The 890-nt window shown below is 72.8% G+C and carries 1 protein-coding gene; it reads left to right on the top strand.

The annotated features are described in order from the left end of the window. A partial coding sequence (locus ACFOMP_RS19775; protein WP_379033774.1) for a GlxA family transcriptional regulator occupies positions 1-890 on the top strand: 890 nt, incomplete at both ends.

The following is an 890-nucleotide window of genomic DNA, read 5'->3' as shown; positions in this document are numbered from 1 at the left end:
CTTCTGGACCGTTTCACCCTGGTCTCCTTCGCCGCGGCGATCGAGCCGCTGCGGCTGGCCAACCGCCTGGCCGGACGGACGCTCTACGACTGGCGGCTGGTGGGCGAACAGGCCGGCGAACAGGCCGGAGAACAGGGCGCCGCCGCCTGCTCGAACGGCGCCCGCGTCATGCTTGACGGCGGGCTTGCCGACACCGCGCGCGGCGATACCGTGCTGGTCTGCGGCGGGCTCGACATCGCCCGCGCCGCCACCCGCCCGGTGCTGGCCTGGCTCCGGCGCGAGGCCCGGCGCGGCACCCGCATCGGCGCGCTGTGCACCGGGGCCTGGGTGCTGGCCGAGGCCGGGCTGCTTCACGGCCGCCGCTGCACCATCCATTGGGAAAACCAGGACGGTTTCGCCGAGAAATTCCCCGACGCCACCCTGATCCGCACCGTCTTCGTCGAGGACGGAAACCGCCTGACCGCCGCCGGCGGCACCGCCGCCATCGACCTGATGCTGCGCCAGATCGCCCGCGACCACGGCCAGGACCTGGCCGGGCGGGTGGCCGACCAGATGATCCACACCGCCATCCGCTCCGAGCAGGACGACCAGCGCCTGGCCGCGCCCGCCCGCATCGCCGCCCGCCACCCGCGGCTGGCCCAGGTGCTGGCCCGGATGGAGGCGCATATCGAGGACCCGATCAGCCCGGCGCTGCTGGCCGCCGAGGCCGGGCTGTCGCCGCGCCAGCTCGAACGGCTCTTCGCCCGCCATCTCGGCCGCTCGCCCAAGCGCTATTACATGGAGCTGCGCCTGGAGCGCGCCCGCCACCTGCTGGTCCAGACCGAGATGAGCATGATCGAGATCGCCCTCGCCTGCGGCTTCGCAAGCACCGCCCATTTCTCAAAATGCTA

This window comes from Paracoccus simplex, assembly GCF_042648325.1.
Lineage (GTDB): Bacteria > Pseudomonadota > Alphaproteobacteria > Rhodobacterales > Rhodobacteraceae > Paracoccus > Paracoccus simplex.
Note: the sequence above shows the minus strand (reverse complement) of the source record. Positions and strands in the feature narration are given on the sequence as shown.